Origin of the sequence: Flavobacterium olei, from assembly GCF_039749035.1 — a bacterium.
In the GTDB taxonomy this organism is placed as follows: domain Bacteria; phylum Bacteroidota; class Bacteroidia; order Flavobacteriales; family Flavobacteriaceae; genus Flavobacterium; species Flavobacterium olei.
This window is the reverse complement of record NZ_JBDKWC010000003.1, coordinates 534,813-550,346: the sequence shown is the minus strand read 5'-3', so window position 1 is coordinate 550,346 and position 15,534 is coordinate 534,813. Positions and strand designations below refer to the sequence as shown.

The following is a 15,534-nucleotide window of genomic DNA, read 5'->3' as shown; positions in this document are numbered from 1 at the left end:
ACGGCTATATGCTTAATTTTGCTGGACAAGTCGGCCAAATTATTTTTTATTCTGATACAAAACAGGGTTCAGTTCATCGTCGTTGTACATTTTCATTTGTTTGTACACTTTCATGAATTTATCGCCGTTTTCGATATCTGTCAGTAATTCTTCAATTGCAGTAGACAAATCTGTTCTTTGTTCTAGAAGCACGTTTAGTTTTTCCTGACATTTATCTCTGTGTTCCTGAGAAGCTTCTGCGCGATTTGCTTCTTCATGCATGTGATAAATCTTTAAGGCTAAAATTGACAATCTGTCAAACGCCCATGCCGGACTTTCTGAGTTGATTTTTGCACCATCTTTTACTTTTACATTACTGTACTTTTGTAAAAAATATCCATCTATATATTCCACCATATCAGTACGTTCCTGATTGGACGCATCAATTCTTCTTTTTAAAGTAAGGGCAGCAACAGGATCAATCTGCGGATCACGAATAATATCTTCAAAATGCCACTGTACAGTATCGATCCAGTTTTTTAGATATAACAAATGCTCAAACTGATCTTTTGGATAAGGATTGTTTATTGGCTGATCTACATTATCAAATTGATGATAATCTTTAATGCTTTGCTCGAAAACAGAATATGCTAATTTTGAAAACATGTTTTTATTTTTTTATAAAACAAAGATACTTTTTATACTTTTATAGTTTGAAAAAAACGGTTAATTTTTCATTTTTCTTATAAAACAGTTGATATTTTAAAAAACAATTATGAAAATTCATTATATATCTGATAACAATAGCGTACTAAATCATTTTCTGGGACAAATTCGAAATGTAAATGTTCAGAACGACAGCATGCGTTTTCGCAGAAATATAGAACGTATCGGGGAAGTTATGGCGTACGAATTAAGCAAAATTCTGCCTTACAAAAATGTCGAAATTCAAACTCCGCTTGGCATTAAAAAAACTACTGAAATTGAAACCGATTTGGTTCTATGCCCTATTTTAAGAGCCGGTCTGCCTTTGCATAACGGATTTTTAAATTACTTTGATCATGCCGAAAACAGCTTTGTTTCTGCCTGCAGGCATCATCCGAATAATGATGATGAGTTCGAAATTTTAGTCGAATATCAGGCTATTTCGAATTTAAATAATAAAACAGTTTTGCTTCTGGATCCAATGCTGGCCACAGGGCAATCCATTGTTGCGGTTCATAAAAAATTAATAGAAAACGCAACTCCGGCAGAGTTTCATATCGTTGTTGTTATTGCCGCACCGGAAGGAATTGCTTTTCTCGAAGAAAATCTTCCTGAAAACTGTCATTTATGGGTTGCTTCTCTGGATGAGAAACTAAACGAGAAAAATTATATTGTTCCCGGACTTGGTGATGCCGGTGATCTTGCTTACGGAAGGAAACTATAATTGAGAGAAAAACAGAATCAAACTACACACAATCAGTGTATAATAAACAATTTCGTTATTAAGTTTCTGTTGCATATATTCAACATGTGCAGTTGCCATAATGGCCAGTGGAGCAATACTAAACAATAATAAATCGTTGCTTTTATTGGGAGAAATGATAAAAACAAAAACGGCTATAAAAAAGTAAGCCACAATTTTCTTATAGGAAGAATGTACGATTTGTGGTCTGTTTGATATTGTCATTAACATCGAAGTGACAAAAAATAATGCCACTGCGGTATATATTGAAAGCGCTGCATTTTCGACATTATCCTTAAAATAATTAATTCTAAAATCGATTAATGCCCTTTCCTGAAAAAACGAAAAGATATCGATATTAAAAATTAAAGTGGTCATATAAAACAATATTGCTACCGCTAAAAGTGCCACAAACGGCAAAACCCAGTTTCTGTAATCTCTGGAAACGTGAAAAACAATCGAAATGAAAACCAATATTATAAATAAAATACTCCAAAATTGAAATAAAGAGGCTACAAAGATCCAAAATGAAGCGTCGAATATTTTTTCTTTGGATGCTTTAAGAGATTGGAGCGAAATCAGTCTTCGAAGGGCCAATAAAACAAAAAAATTGGCGTAAATAACATTTGTGTTATTAAATAAAGTCGGGAAAAATAAAATAAACAACAGATAAAAAAGTATCGCGTATCCGTTGTCTTTACTGAGTCCGTTCTTTTTTACAACGAAATTAATCATAAAAAAAGAAGCCACAATAAAGCAAAGCAAGCTTACTTTTTGAAAAGCCAAAAAATAAGATGTTACCCAGCTTGGGTCCTTGATTTGGAACATAAAAAAGAAAACCAGTATCAAAATTACAACCAATGAATAATTTAATGGCGTAGATTTTTTAAAAACACTTGTTATCATAAGGATATTTTATACTTTTGTGATTGTAAATATAATACTTGTTTAAAAGGAAAAACCCAACAAGTTGAAAAAAGATTTAGCTGGCTGAATTTTCGATCAATGCGTTACACAATAATAAATAACATATAATTTTTAAAATTATGACATCTTTTTTCGAAGGAATACAATACTTATTTGTGAACATTTTATTTGCTCCACTTGACTTTTTACGTCGTTTAGAACTAATTACGTGGTTTGGTGCAAACACAATTAACTGGATTTTTATGATCATCTGTGCTTGTGCAATCGTTTACTGGATTAAGCAATTACGCATTTTTGATGATGCAGGAACAGAAAACCAAGATACTACAGCTCATTCATTTTTAAAATAAAAAACCAAACCCTTTATTTAAAAAGGGCTGGTCTAATTTATTTTTAAATTAAATCGAAGCCGATATCTTTTCTAAAATACATCTTATCAAAGCTTAGTTTATCTATGTTTTGGTAAGATTTTTTTATGGCTTGTTGAAAATCATCTCCGTAAGAAGTAACCGTTAATACACGGCCTCCGTTACTTAAAACTTTTCCATCTTCTAATTTTGTTCCTGCGTGGAAAACAATAGAATCTGTAATTTTTTCTAAACCTGTAATTTCTTTTCCTTTTTCAAAATCTTCAGGATATCCGCCGGAAACCACCATTACAGTTGTCGCACTTCTTGGATCAATTTCTAAATTGAAATCTCCTAGTTGCTGATCTGCAACTGCCAAAAATAACTCCACTAAATCTGATTTTAATCTCGGAACCACTACCTCTGTTTCCGGATCTCCCATTCTTACGTTGTATTCAATTACAATTGGTTCATTTTTCACGTTGATCAGACCTATAAATACAAAACCTTTATATTCGATTCCGTCTTTCTGAAAACCTTCGATTGTTGGTTTTACAATACGGGTTTCAATTTTTTCCATTAAAACAGCATCCACATAAGGCACGGGAGAAACCGCTCCCATTCCGCCTGTGTTTAAACCTGCATCTCCTTCGCCAATTCTTTTGTAATCTTTTGCTGTTGGAAGAATTTTATAGCTTTTTCCGTCAGTAAGAACAAAACAGCTTAATTCAATTCCGTCCAAAAATTCTTCGATCACCACTTTAGAACTTGCAGTTCCAAATTTTGCATGAACCAACATGTTTCTCAATTCCGTTTTGGCTTCTTCCAGATCCTGAATAATCAAAACTCCTTTTCCTGCTGCCAAACCATCTGCTTTTAAAACATAAGGAGGCTGTAAAGTTTCTAAGAACTCACATCCTTTTTCAACCGTTTCTGCAGTAAAACTATCGTAAGCTGCGGTCGGAATATTATGTTTCATCAGGAATTCTTTTGCAAATTCCTTACTTCCTTCTAATTGCGCTCCTAGTTTTGATGGGCCGATAACCGGAATATTTTTTAAACTTTCGTCGTTTTTAAAATAATCGTAAATACCTTTTACCAATGGATCTTCTGGTCCTACGACTACTAAACTTATATTTTCTTTAAGCACAAGCGCTTTTACGGCTTCAAAATCGGTTGGAGAAATTACGATATTTTCAGCAATTGCAGCAGTTCCTGCATTTCCCGGTGCAACAAAAAGTTTTTCGCAAAGCGGACTCTGAGTCATTTTCCATGCAAATGCATGTTCTCTTCCGCCCGAACCCAATAATAAAATTGTCATGTGTAGTTGTATTTAGTTGTGGTGCAAAAATAATTGCTTTTGGACGTAAAAAATAATTTAATCTTAAAAAGTTGTTGATTCTTCGGTGTTAGTAACCGGATAATATTATTTTTGATGAAAAATTTCTCCTGAATGATTTCTTTATTCAATATTTCGCTTCGATTAAATGGTTTTCCAATAAAGAAAGCCAAAACCGAATTGGATAAAATTATTCATTTTTCTGAAGAAGAATACGCTGCTTTCCTTCAAAATAAAAAAAAAGAAATTGTTGATTTTCATCTCAAAAACAATTCGTTTTATGCAGCATTAGCTGGGAATACCACTGCTGAAAATTGGGAAAATCTACCTGTTTTGACTAAACAAAATTTACAAAAACCTCTGGTAGAAAGACTTTCAAAAGGGTATACTTTAAAAAATGTTTATGTCAATAAGACTTCCGGATCGAGCGGAACTCCGTTTGTTTTTGCTAAAGATAAATACGCTCACGCATTAACCTGGTCCTCTATTATTATGCGTTTTGGATGGTTTGGCATTAATTTTAATCATTCTTACCAAGCTCGTTTTTACGGAATTCCAATGGATTTTATCGGACACCAAAAAGAACGTTTTAAAGACTTTTTGACAAATCGTTTCCGTTTTCCGGTTTTTGATTTATCTGATGTTGTTTTGGAGAAATTTCTAAAGAAATTCAAAACAAAGAAATTTGATTACCTCAACGGATACACAAGTTCTATCGTTTTGTTTGCTAAATATTTAGAAAGGAAAAATATTATCCTAAAAGAAATCTGTCCAACTTTAAAGGCTTGCTTCGTAACATCTGAAATGCTTTTTGAATCGGATAAAAACCTTTTAAAAAAGCAATTCGGTATTCCGGTCATTAATGAATATGGTGCTTCTGAATTAGATTTAATTGCTTTTGAAAATCCAAACGGTGAATGGCAGGTAAATGCCGAAACCCTTTTTGTTGAAATTCTGGATGAAAATAATAATCCTGTCCCAAATGGAACCGAAGGAAAAATTGTAATAACATCTTTATTCAACAAAGCAAATCCATTCATCAGATATGAAATTGGTGATATTGGAATTTTGGATGAAAAAAGCACTTTGCAAAAACCAATTCTGAAAAAGCTTATTGGAAGAACAAATGACATCGCCATTCTTCCAAGTGGTAAAAAATCGCCTGGTTTGACTTTTTATTATGTAACTAAAAGCATCATTGAAGATGACGGAAATGTAAAAGAATTTATCATCAAACAAATCAAATTAGATTCTTTTGAAATAGAATATGTATCTGATAAAGAATTAGATATAGATCAAATTCAAAAAATACAACAAGCTATCGATTTGTATTTAGAACCCAATTTAAATTTCATTTTTACCAGAAAAACAGTTTTAGAACGAACGAATCGCGGTAAACTAAAACAGTTTCAATCTAATTTATAAATATAAACAAAATCTTACATTTGTTTTTGTAATTAAAACTCATCGACTACTTATCTTTACAAAACATAGAATTGGTATTCTCTTATTTAGATGAATCAACGGATAAGAAAGACAATGAAACAGAAGAATTAAAATTGGATGTAAAAAATAATTAATCAAGGTCACAAATTGTGACCTTGAAATTAGAGGTTGCAAATTGCGATCTTCAATTCTTAAAATAAAAACATTAAGAAGGCGCTTCAATCTATTCAAAATCCAATTTAAACTTTACTTTTGCTTTACAAAAAAGTTTGTCCTATTTATTGAAGCCAATCTATGAAAATTACCATAATTGCGGGCGCAAGACCTAATTTTATTAAAATAGCACCTATTATTAACGCTATACAAAAGAAACAAAATGAAGGTTTTGATATTTCATTTCGTTTGGTGCATACGGGGCAGCATTATGATAAAAATTTAAGTGACACCTTTTTTGAGGAATTAAATATTCCGAAGCCGGATATAAATCTCGAAGTAAAAAGCGGTTCCCAGGCTGAGCAAACCGCTGCTATAATGGTTGCTTTCGAAAAAGAACTCATTCAAAATCCTACTGATTTGGTTTTGGTTGTCGGCGACGTAAACTCAACAATGGCTTGTTCTATCGTAGCTAAAAAATGTAACATAAAGGTTGCCCACGTTGAAGCAGGAATACGATCTGGTGACTTAACAATGCCCGAAGAAATTAACAGAATGCTGACGGACAGTATTACGGATTATTTTTTTACCACCTCAACCTCAGCCTCAGAAAATTTATTAAAACTGGGTTCAGATCCAGAAAATGTTCATTTTGTGGGCAATGTCATGATCGACACATTGTATCAAAATATTAATAGAACTTTAGCTCCGGATTTTTGGAACGAATACCAGCTAAACGAGAAAAATTATATTGTTCTGACTTTGCATCGTCCGGCAAATGTTGACGAAGTTTCCTCACTTATTCAACTACTTCATGGAATAGATTTGTTGGCAAGTGATAAAAAAATCATTTTTCCTATACATCCAAGAACTCAGGCCATTCTAAGAGAAAGTAATACCGATTTTAAAAATATCATTTTTGTTTCTCCTCAGGGATATCTGAATTTCATGTTTCTAATTAAAAACAGTTTTGCCGTAATTACCGACAGTGGCGGTATTTCTGAAGAAACAACCGTTCTCGGAATTCCATGTTTTACGATGCGCGATAATACCGAAAGACCTGAAACAGAAACCATTGGAACTAACACAATTGTTGGAACTTCATTAGAAAATCTAAAAAAAGTTTTTGGATCGTTTATACAAAATGGAGCCCGAAAAAGCAGTATTCCGGATTTATGGGACGGAAAGGCGTCTGAAAGAATTGTTTCAATTTTACTGGAGAAAAAATAATGAAAGATATCTTAATCATATCGAATTATTATCCACCGGAAAAAGGCGCTGCTGCTAATAGAATTGAACAATTAGCTTTAAAATTAAATCAGAACGGATATCAAGTTTCGGTAATTTCCCCGCTGCCCAACTATCCAAAAGGAGAACTTTTTCCGGAATATAAAGGGAAATTTTCTATAACTGAGAAAATTCAGAATATCACTTTAAAACGTCTTTGGATTTATCCGAGTAACAGCTCCAATATTTTTAAAAGAATCGTTTCAACTTTTTCCTTTTCGACCACTTTATTCTTTTATTTATTGTTTGTCCGAACGCCTAAGAAAGTTATTGTTCAGTCTCCGCCGTTATTGTTATCCTTTACAGCTGTTTTGGCTCTATGGATAAAGAGAAAAAAGATACTATTAAATGTTTCAGATCTTTGGCCAATTGCAGCTATTGAACTTGGTGTTTTGAAGGAAAATAGTATTTCGCATAAATTCCTGTGTTTTTTGGAGCGTTTTATCTATAAAAAGGCTTCTCATATTTTTGGTCAGTCCAACGAAATTATCACGCATATTCATTCTGTTTTTCCGGAAAAGAAATGCTTTTTATATCGTAATTATCCGGATCATTTTATTGAAAATAATATAGAAAAAGAGCCGCATTCTAATGAACCGATTAAACTATTTTATGCAGGTTTATTGGGCGTTGCCCAAGGAGTTTACGAACTTATTCAGAACCTGCACTTAGAAAATCTAAATATAGAACTCCATATTTTTGGTGATGGCGCTGAAAAAACACAAATCCTTAATTATCTTAATGGAAAGCAAAACAGTAAAATTATTTTTCATGGAATGTTAGAACGAAATCTTCTTCATGAAACTTTACAAAATCTGGATATAGCGCTTGTTCCTCTCAAAACAAGAATTTATGGTTCTGTTCCTTCCAAAATATTCGAATACACTGCTTTAGGCTTTCCTGTTCTGTATTTTGGCGGTGGCGAAGGAGAATCGATTGTAGAAGAAAATAAGCTGGGCTGGGTTGTTCCGGTTGAAGATTTTAAAGGTTTAAACAACACTTTAAAACAAATTTCAGAAATTGGAAAAAAAGAAATCCAAACGATGAAAAAAGACATTTATATTCACGCCAAAAAGCATTTTAATCTGGATGAGCAAATGAAACAATTAATTGAAAATGATGCCTTTTAATTACATTTGCATTGAACAATAAAAAAGGGAAATAGTACTATATTTCCCTTTTTCTATTATTTAATATAGCTCGAAAAATCTTTGTGTTCTTCTTTAGAAAGTTCTTCCGGAGATAATGATCTGAAATAATCATATGTAATTTTCATTCCTTCAGAACGGCTAACTTTTGCTTCCCAACCTAATAATTCTTTTGCTTTTGTAGTATCTGGCTGGCGTTGTAAAGGATCGTTTATTGGCAGCGGATGATATACGACTTTCTGGTTAGTTCCTGTCAGTTTTATAATTTCCTCAGCAAAATCTTTAATTGTAATTTCGTCCGGGTTACCGATATTTACCGGATATACATAATCTGAATGCAGCAATCTAAAAATTCCTTCAACCTGATCGTCTACGTAACAAAAAGAGCGGGTCTGCATTCCGTCACCAAAAATGGTTAAATCTTCGCCACGTAATGCCTGACCGATAAACGCCGGAATCACACGTCCGTCATTTAGTCGCATTCTTGGCCCGTAAGTATTAAAAATACGAACAATTCTGGTTTCTACGCCATGAAAAGTATGATATGCCATGGTTATGGATTCCTGAAAACGCTTTGCTTCATCATACACCCCACGCGGACCAATTGTATTTACATTTCCGTAATATTCTTCTGTTTGTGGATGAACCAACGGATCTCCGTAAACTTCTGAAGTGGAAGCAATTAGAATTCGGGCTTTTTTAACTCTTGCTAAACCTAATAAATTATGAGTTCCTAAAGATCCTACTTTTAAAGTCTGAATCGGAATTTTCAAATAATCTATCGGACTTGCCGGTGATGCAAAATGCAATATATAATCTAAATCTCCCGGAACATGAACAAATTTCGTAATATCATGATGATAAAATTCGAAGTTTTCCAGTTTGAATAAATGTTCAATATTTTTAAGATCTCCCGTAATCAAATTATCCATTCCGATTACAAAATAACCTTCTTTGATAAATCTGTCACATAAATGGGATCCTAAAAATCCTGCCGCTCCGGTAATAAGTATTCTTTTCATGCTAATTGTTTAGTCACGCAAATGTAGTTGATTTGAAAAATATTTTAACTTATATATCACTTAATCTTCTTTCCAGAAACTGAGTATGTTCTTTAAATTTTGTTTCTACAAACTCTTTCAGTTCTTTTTCAAATCTGTTTTTAGAGAATTTCACAGCATGTTCCCGAACTATTTTAGAATCAAATTTTTTTGTTCCAAAAGTGATTATGGCTTCTTTTATTTTTTCTGCAGTTTGCTCTTCAAAGAAAATTCCGGTTTCTTTTTCAAGAACCGTTTCAAGTGTTCCGCCTTTTTTTAATGCAATAACCGGCGTTCCGCAAGCTTGTGCTTCGACCGGAATAATTCCAAAATCTTCTTCTGCAGCAAAAACAAACGCTTTTGCTTTTTGCATTAAACTTCGGAGTTTTTTATTCTCTACAAAGCCAACAAATTCTATGTTGCTATTGGCTATTTTTTGAAGTTTTTCCAACTCTGGTCCTTCTCCCGCAACTATTAACTTAAGATCGGGCAATTCATTAAAAGCTTCGACTATTAATTGCGTCTTTTTATAAGGAACCATTCGCGAAGCGGTCAGATAATAATCTTCTTTTTGTTCTTCTAAAGTAAAAAAATCGACGTCGACCGGGGGATAAATAACAACTGATTCTTTGTTATAAGTCTTTTTGATTCTTTGCGCAATATGCTCTGAATTGGCTATGAAATAATCTACATTTTCAGAATTAGAAAGATCCCATTTCTGTATTTTATCTAAAACCGATTTTGCGTATAAACCCTTTAAGCCTTTTGTTAATCCGGCATCTTTTAGATACTGTTCTCTTAAATCCCAGGCATAACGCATTGGTGAATGACAATAGCAGATGTGAAGCTGATTTTTACCCACTTTAATTCCTTTTGCAACGGCAGAAGAAGAACTGATTATTAAATCATAATCACTTAAATCAAATTGTTCTATTGCAATTGGAAATAACTGTAAAAATTTACGATGGTTTTTTTTGACTGTCGGTAGTTTCTGAATAAAGCTGGTCTTGGCTTTTTTTCCGTTTAAAATGAATTTTCGGTCTTCATCATTCAAAAAATCAATAAGCGCAAAATGATCAAAATCATTCCAGATGGAATTTATAGAATGAATGACTTTTTCGGCTCCTCCGTTCACATAATACCAATCGCTGATTAGGGCTTTTTTCATTTATTGCATTATTTTTCTTGTAAGATAATAAACGTAATAGGCATTTTTGCCAAAATTATTGTTTAAAAAATATAATGTTTTCGGAATCCAGTGATCAAACAAATTTAACTCTCGTAATTCAGATCTAAGTTCTTTTAAAGTTTGTTTTGTAACTCCGACATTCATTTCAAAAACATGAAAAGATTGTCTTACCATTAATTCTCTTTGCAGTTCTTCATGTAGTTTAATATTATAGTGATCGCCCACATCTTTTCCTATATCAAGAACACCTTTCCACATTAAAGCCCTTCCTTTTGCCGAATAAGATCCCGGAACATGTACATTTCCATGCTTTTCAGAATTTCCAAATAATGGAGGATTTCCTGCTCGTCCACCAACAGACGGATTGGCCAAATATCCGATTCCCGTTGTGCAAAATGCATGTGCAGCAAGATATATTTGATAAAAAAGCGTTCCATCGTATTTGTCAGTTGCCAGGTTTTTTGCCCATTCTTTATTAATAACCAATCCTCCGACAAAACCGCACATTCTGAAAATTAGTTTTGCAGAATCCTTTTTATCAATAATTGTCTCATTTTGTAAAATTCTGGAAATTCCTAGTGGTTTATTAATATCTTTTTCAAACCTGATAAAGGGTCTGGAAATCATTGCTATGGATTCATTTCTTTTACAAAAAGCATCAATTTCCGTTAAACCGTTCCTCAAAAACAAATCATCGTTACCAATAAGTATTACCCATTTACCACTTGCTAAATCAATTAGTTTTCTAATATTAGCATCATAACCCAGATTTTGCTGATTTTCTATATAAGAAAGAGTTACATTTTTAGATTTAAAAATGGTGAGATACTTTTCTGCTATAAAACGAATTTCATCTCTTTCTCTGGAAAAGTCTTCACAAATTATGACCTCATCCGGCATCATGTCCATTTCATAAATAGATCCCAGCAACTCTTCAAATTCGTTTGGTCTCCCGTAGGCGGGAATTGCAATACTATATCCTTTTGTCATTTTTACATTAAAAAAACTTGCGTTTTCTGATTTTATCAAAAATATAATTTTAATTTGTATTTGTTTGAAATAATAAGTCAAGTTTCTTTTAAACTTCAATAACAAATTATATAGTGCTTAAAAACATATCATTGAGCTTTGGAATAAATTTTGTCAATTTATTATTTCCACTCTTACTAATTCCGTTTTACATTAAAACGTTTGGTATTGACATTTACGGCTTGATTGCGGTGTCTCTGGCATTTATTAATATTGTATCTGTATTATACGATTACTCGTGGTATGCTTTTGCGCCATTAGAACTTCAAAAACTAAAAAATAATTCAAAATTAATTAACCACTATATTTCAAAAATTATTAGTTGTAAAATTGTTATTTTCCTTCCCTCGACAATTTTGCTGCTTATTTTTGTTGTATGTTCTGATATAAAGCACAACATCTTATATGCTTTGTCATTGCTGGTGTTTTTATTTTCAAGATCTCAAAATAATCTTTGTTTTTTTATTGGCCTTGATAAAGTACTTCCTTATTTTATTATTAATTCTTTAATTAAAATATCTTGCATTGCACTCATTTTCATTACGCTAACAGAAAAAAATGATTATGTTTTTGTTTTTTATTATTTAGGAATATCTGATATTGTTATTTTCATATTTTCGACACTTTACTTAATGATAAAAAATAAATTTAAATACTCAATTTCTTCATTTTCAGAAATTTGTGAAGAACTTAAATTTGGCTACAAGTTATTTTTAACAAACCTGACTATCTGCGCTCTTATGAATTCAAGCACTCTGGTTTTAAATGTCTTTTTTGATAATAAGGCAGTAGGAATTTATAATGTTGCAGAGAAAATAATAATGCTTTGCAAACAATCTATCAGCGTTTTATTTCAGGGAGTTTATTTTAAAGCATGCGAAATTGGAACATCAAAAATTATTCAGCTCAATCATTTTTTGAAGTCTTTATTCTGGTCCTATCTTTTTATGTACGGTTTGGGAGGTATCATTTTAGTTATTTTCCCAAATTTGATTATTAGTATTTTAAGTTCTGAATACACTTTGAATTCTGCTCTTTACTTACTTTATCTTGCGCCTATTCCGCTTATTTCAGCCTTAAATCAGTCGGCATATATTTCTTTATTATTGCATCATAAAAAGAGTATTTATTTCTATGCTCATCTTTTCGGTTTGATTATTAATATTGTACTATCCTTTGTATTGTGTTATTTCCTGAAAATTTACGGCGTTATTATTTCTTTAATTTTAACTGAATTGTTTATAACGCTTTGTCTGAATTTTGCCGTAATTAAAGATTCTGAATTAAATTTTTTCAAGACTAAAATTAATTAGAATGAATTTAACCAAAAAACTTATAGGACCCGTACTTTACTTGCTTATATTCTCCGTTTTAGTATATTTTAAAGAAGCTTTTCAATCTGTTTTAATGATTGTTACTGCATTATTATTGTTACGTTTAGGTAAATTCCAAGATTTCAGAATTTCAAAAAAGAATACCCCTTTTTTACTGTGTTTTATTATTTTGACTTTCTATTATCTGTTTTATTTTAGTTCCAAAAGCTTAAAGCTTGTGGGTGAAAGTTTATTATTATTTGTTATTCCGCTGTTTAGTTTTTATTTATATCAGATAGATTCTTTTGTCAAAAATCTTAAAAACATTCAATTTGCTTATTGTATTTCGTTAAGTTTATTGTGTTTATATTTTTTGGGTTTTTATCTAAATGATATCCACAATCATCATTTTGATTGGTATGTGGCAAGATATAATTTGGAGTTTTACAACAAAATTCATGGTACTTATATTTGCTTGTGGATTGCTGTTGCCATTTTATTTTTAGTAGACCTTACAGCAGATTTTAAGCTGTTTTCTGTTTATAAAAAAACATTGTTTTTTATCCTGTTTGCGCTTCTGTTTGCAGGCTTAATTATCTATAATTCACGAAATATCATTGTTGGACTTATAATCATTTTTGCGGTTCGTTTTGTCTTACTAAAAAAACAGAAAAAATCAATTTCTAAAAAAGTAGTTTTCCTGGCCTTATTTATTGTTGCCGGCGTGATTCTACTGTCAAGACGTTACGTAGATGATATTCATTTTTTATTTTATGATTCTTTTAAAAATTCCACGCGTTATGCCAGTTGGTCGTGTAGTGCAAAACTTATTTATGAATCAAACTTTTTAGGAATGGATTTTAATCTGATTCAGGAAAAATTGGACCAGTGTTATCAGCCGTTTAATAATTTTGAATTGACCAAATTCAGAATTAATTCTCATAACCAATATTTAGATTACTTACTGAAAGGGGGGATTTTATTATTGCTAACTTTTGTGTGGACGTTATTTATCAAAATAAAATATTCCATCAAAAACCATCATTACTTATATCTTTCTATAACTATACTTTTTATAATTGCCTTTTTAACCGAAAATATTCTTGTTAGACAATACGGAGTGTACAGTTATTTTTTATGCGATATTCTGTTCCTGGGTGTTATTTTTGAAAATAAAAATCATCGTGGAGACGAAGTAGAAAAAGACTAATGTTGGAATATATAACATGCAACCGTCACTGCAACATACGAATAAGTAGACCATACAACCCACTAAATATAGGTAATTGTTTTTTTTAGTTGTAATTGCGATGTAAACCGGCATAAAAAAAGAGAAGCAAAATAAAATGAGTCCGATAAGTCCAAGTTGTTTAAAAATGGAGAGATACACTATTTCTTCAATAAATTTAAAAGTTTGGTTTCCAAAAAAACTTAAACCACTTAATTGCCTTATTTGATGTATTCTTCCACCAAGATTTGAATCTAAAATAAAACCGGACAGCGACCCGTACTGGAAATAACGATTCATTAAAAACGCTCCAATCAGGATCAAAATTAACCCTAAAAGGGCGTAAATTTTGATTAACCTAAAAATGCTGTCTTTATAAATAAGTATGAAATAAAACAATAAGCCCAGCCATACCGTTCTTGACAAAGTAAGGATTAATGCCAGGATTACTATACCGAGCTTTATTTTTGAAATGTTTTTTTTATGAAAAATTGGAAACAACATCAAGATACAAACTCCAAAAATATTTCCATTGTTATAAGTAGAAATTAGCTTATAGAGTGATCCGCGCATGTTATATTTTCCTTCTAAAGTCCCCAAATCTCCTGCATTTACAGTAACATAAGGAATTTCGATATAATGTCCTGTCAGCTGCTTAAAAGCAAAAAGTATAATTCCGTACAGCGAAACCAAAAAAACAGCCTGAGCAATTCTTTTCTCAAGATATACAAAATCCATTTTCTTAAAAAAAGGACTTAAAAAGAGGTAAAATAATAAGGGCAGAAATACAAAACTTACATAAAAAGCAACAAGATTTCCCAACGAGCCATCATAGCCTCTAAAAAAAATATTCAGAGAAAAATAAACCACAAATGGCAATGTGGCCAAATAGCAAATAAAATGCTTTGTCTGAATCAAAAATGCCCTTTTTTCAAATAAGATAAATACAGACAAAACAAATAGAAATCCTAAATATAAATATCCCCATGTAAATGGTATTCCTATAATTTTGAACCCTCCCTTTGGTAAATAAACCAAAAATAGTAATCCAATAAAAAAAAGATACTCTCTAATTTTTTTGTTACTTAAAATAAGTTTAAAATTAAAACGCATCTTTTATTTTATTTTTGGTAATAGCTTTAAAATTAGTATTTAATTCTCTGGAGTTCATCCATCAATTCATTATTACCCATTAGAAAAGGATCATAATTATCATTTACGGTACTTAATTTATATCCAAAATAATTGGGATCCCAGCTTACAAATTCATTGCCATAAAAGTACTTTTTATAAGCTTCCAAATCTCCGTTAATAATTTTTGCATTATGTTTTACAGAAATGTTTTTTATTGTAACGTACTGCTGGGTTGTATTAATTCCTAAATCTACTCTGATATTTTCCGGAAAAACGTTATCTGGAACATTTAATACAATTTTCTGCATTTCCTCAGATGCATAAACCGGTCTTAAAATCGAATTTTCATCTTTCCACTCCTGTCCTTCAACTAAGTAAAAAACCTGTATTTTATCATTTTTTGCGAAAACCCCTTCAATTGTGATTTCAAAAAAATCCCTCTTTTTTACATTTTCTTTTTTGTCACAGGAAGCTATAAATAAGCTAAAAAGGAGACAGATAGAAATGACCTTTAACTTCATTTTTTTA

General features: G+C 31.6%; 15 protein-coding genes. 7 read left to right on the top strand and 8 right to left on the bottom strand.

Annotation, left to right across the window (positions count from 1 at the left end; all coding sequences use genetic code 11):
* Window positions 1-39 precede the first annotated feature (39 nt).
* On the bottom strand, window positions 40-645 hold the full coding sequence (locus ABEB31_RS10065) for a DUF4254 domain-containing protein (protein WP_347051468.1): 606 nt from the start codon (window positions 643-645) through the stop codon (window positions 40-42).
* Between the two features lie 109 nt (window positions 646-754).
* On the opposite strand from ABEB31_RS10065, the gene upp reads away from it, so the two are divergent.
* Window positions 755-1,408: a uracil phosphoribosyltransferase gene (upp, locus tag ABEB31_RS10060; RefSeq protein WP_347051466.1), complete on the top strand. Its 654-nt coding sequence runs from the start codon at window positions 755-757 to the stop codon at window positions 1,406-1,408.
* Here upp and ABEB31_RS10055 read toward each other — a convergent pair.
* Window positions 1,403-2,332: a DUF6427 family protein gene (locus tag ABEB31_RS10055; protein WP_347051464.1), complete on the bottom strand. Its 930-nt coding sequence runs from the start codon at window positions 2,330-2,332 to the stop codon at window positions 1,403-1,405. The two genes, upp and ABEB31_RS10055, sit on opposite strands and share 6 nt — an antisense overlap.
* 140 nt (window positions 2,333-2,472) lie before the next feature.
* On the opposite strand from ABEB31_RS10055, the gene ABEB31_RS10050 reads away from it, so the two are divergent.
* Window positions 2,473-2,703: a DUF6341 family protein gene (locus ABEB31_RS10050; protein ID WP_347051462.1), complete on the top strand. Its 231-nt coding sequence runs from the start codon at window positions 2,473-2,475 to the stop codon at window positions 2,701-2,703.
* 43 nt (window positions 2,704-2,746) lie between these two features.
* Here ABEB31_RS10050 and purD read toward each other — a convergent pair whose 3' ends face one another.
* Entirely contained in the window at window positions 2,747-4,021 is a 1,275-nt protein-coding gene (purD, locus tag ABEB31_RS10045) for a phosphoribosylamine--glycine ligase (RefSeq protein ID WP_347051461.1), read from the bottom strand.
* A 132-nt stretch (window positions 4,022-4,153) separates the two neighbouring features.
* Between purD and ABEB31_RS10040 the strand changes: the two genes are divergently transcribed.
* From ABEB31_RS10040 to ABEB31_RS10030, 3 genes are all read left to right on the top strand, one after another.
* Window positions 4,154-5,464 carry a phenylacetate--CoA ligase family protein gene (locus ABEB31_RS10040; RefSeq protein ID WP_347051459.1) on the top strand — a complete coding sequence of 437 codons (1,311 nt, stop codon included), beginning with the start codon at window positions 4,154-4,156 and terminating at the stop codon, window positions 5,462-5,464.
* A gap of 315 nt (window positions 5,465-5,779) precedes the next feature.
* Window positions 5,780-6,868 carry a non-hydrolyzing UDP-N-acetylglucosamine 2-epimerase gene (gene wecB / locus ABEB31_RS10035; RefSeq protein WP_347051457.1) on the top strand — a complete coding sequence of 363 codons (1,089 nt, stop codon included), beginning with the start codon at window positions 5,780-5,782 and terminating at the stop codon, window positions 6,866-6,868.
* Complete coding sequence (locus ABEB31_RS10030; protein ID WP_347051455.1) at window positions 6,868-8,055, top strand: glycosyltransferase family 4 protein; 1,188 nt, start codon at window positions 6,868-6,870, stop codon at window positions 8,053-8,055. The genes wecB and ABEB31_RS10030 overlap by 1 nt, the downstream gene beginning before the upstream one ends.
* A 56-nt stretch (window positions 8,056-8,111) precedes the next feature.
* On the opposite strand, the gene ABEB31_RS10025 is transcribed toward ABEB31_RS10030, so the two are convergent.
* From ABEB31_RS10025 to ABEB31_RS10015, 3 genes are read right to left on the bottom strand one after another with little or no spacing between them, the layout of a single operon-like run.
* Window positions 8,112-9,095, bottom strand: a complete 984-nt coding sequence (locus ABEB31_RS10025) for a UDP-glucuronic acid decarboxylase family protein (protein WP_347051453.1) — start codon at window positions 9,093-9,095, stop codon at window positions 8,112-8,114.
* A 49-nt stretch (window positions 9,096-9,144) separates the two neighbouring features.
* Complete coding sequence (locus ABEB31_RS10020) at window positions 9,145-10,281, bottom strand: glycosyltransferase (RefSeq protein WP_347051451.1); 1,137 nt, start codon at window positions 10,279-10,281, stop codon at window positions 9,145-9,147.
* Window positions 10,282-11,331 (bottom strand): glycosyltransferase family 2 protein, encoded by a 1,050-nt coding sequence (locus ABEB31_RS10015; protein ID WP_347051449.1) that lies wholly within the window; start codon window positions 11,329-11,331, stop codon window positions 10,282-10,284.
* A 74-nt stretch (window positions 11,332-11,405) separates the two neighbouring features.
* Here ABEB31_RS10015 and ABEB31_RS10010 point away from each other — a divergent pair, with 74 nt between their 5' ends.
* On the top strand, window positions 11,406-12,644 hold the full coding sequence (locus tag ABEB31_RS10010) for an oligosaccharide flippase family protein (RefSeq protein WP_347051447.1): 1,239 nt from the start codon (window positions 11,406-11,408) through the stop codon (window positions 12,642-12,644).
* A 1-nt stretch (window position 12,645) separates the two neighbouring features.
* On the top strand, window positions 12,646-13,854 hold the full coding sequence (locus ABEB31_RS10005) for an O-antigen ligase family protein (RefSeq protein WP_347051445.1): 1,209 nt from the start codon (window positions 12,646-12,648) through the stop codon (window positions 13,852-13,854).
* On the opposite strand, the gene ABEB31_RS10000 is transcribed toward ABEB31_RS10005, so the two are convergent.
* The gene (locus ABEB31_RS10000) at window positions 13,780-14,610 is read right to left on the bottom strand and encodes a hypothetical protein (protein WP_347051443.1); all 831 of its coding nucleotides are present in this window, start codon (window positions 14,608-14,610) and stop codon (window positions 13,780-13,782) included. The two genes, ABEB31_RS10005 and ABEB31_RS10000, sit on opposite strands and share 75 nt — an antisense overlap.
* Before the next feature lie 407 nt (window positions 14,611-15,017).
* On the bottom strand, window positions 15,018-15,527 hold the full coding sequence (locus ABEB31_RS09995) for a hypothetical protein (protein ID WP_347051441.1): 510 nt from the start codon (window positions 15,525-15,527) through the stop codon (window positions 15,018-15,020).
* Window positions 15,528-15,534 lie beyond the last annotated feature (7 nt).